The sequence below is a fragment of the Sporosarcina sp. NCCP-2331 genome, assembly GCF_023707945.1.
GTDB classification, from domain to species: Bacteria; Bacillota; Bacilli; order Bacillales_A; family Planococcaceae; genus Sporosarcina; species Sporosarcina cascadiensis.
In genome coordinates this window covers 1-870 of record NZ_BRCD01000081.1, presented here as the reverse complement: position 1 = coordinate 870, position 870 = coordinate 1, and the positions used below count along the sequence as shown (strand labels likewise).

The 870-nt window shown below is 41.7% G+C and carries 2 protein-coding genes; both read left to right on the top strand.

Annotated features, from left to right (window positions below):
- Positions 1 to 234, top strand: a 234-nt coding sequence (locus NCCP2331_RS18270) for a P27 family phage terminase small subunit (RefSeq protein ID WP_251672127.1), incomplete at its 5' end; no start/stop codon positions are given.
- Positions 227 to 870 (top strand): terminase large subunit domain-containing protein (locus tag NCCP2331_RS18265; protein WP_251672126.1); only part of this gene is annotated, 644 nt, incomplete at its 3' end. The genes NCCP2331_RS18270 and NCCP2331_RS18265, both read left to right, overlap by 8 nt.

Sequence of the window (870 nt, the reverse complement as noted above, 5' to 3'; positions counted from 1 at the left end):
AAGGCGGCCTCTCTCTGTGTGGAAGAGCAAGGCCGCACGATTATCGAATTAGATGCTCAAGGAAATGATAAGAAAAAAGTAAACCCTGAATTTACGGCAATGAATGATGCTGCAAGAATCTTGCGCTCGGTCGCCGGCAGTCTCGGATTAACAATTGACAGCAGAATGAGAATTGTCGTGCCGAAAGATAACAAGCCGAATGATCCGTTCGCGGAGTTGTTGTCTGATGATTGATTACACAACCGAATACGCTCGGAAAGTTTACAAAGGTGATATCCTTGCATCGAAATTGGTTAAAAGGCAATGCGAACGGCACCTGAAAGATTTGAAAGAGCTGGAAGATTATACATTTGATGTAGCCAAAGCGAATAAAGTCATAAGATTTATCGAAATGCTGCCGGATATAAAAACAGGCGAACCGATCCGACTGGCTGATTTCCAAAAGTTCATAGTGGGTAGTCTGTATGGTTGGCGTGATGAGTTAGGCAATCGGCGTTTCAGCAAAGCTTATATCTCCATGGCACGTAAGCAAGGGAAATCTATTTTAGTTGCAGGTATCGCGCTATATGAATTCTTATTCGGTCGCAATCCGAAACTCGGCAGGCAGATATACTGTACAGCTAACGCGAAGGACCAGGCGAAGATCGTATGGACGATGGTTCGCAAACAACTGGAAAAATTACGGAATGCTTCAGACTCCGTGAAAAATATTTCTAAAATCACAGAATCGAAAAATGAAATTATAAACTTGCGCGATGATAGTTTAATCAAACCATTGAGTAAGGATACGAGTAACCTTGATGGATTTGAGCCATATTTAGGGATCCTTGATGAATTCCATGAAAGTAAAGATACAAAAACAATGGAAGT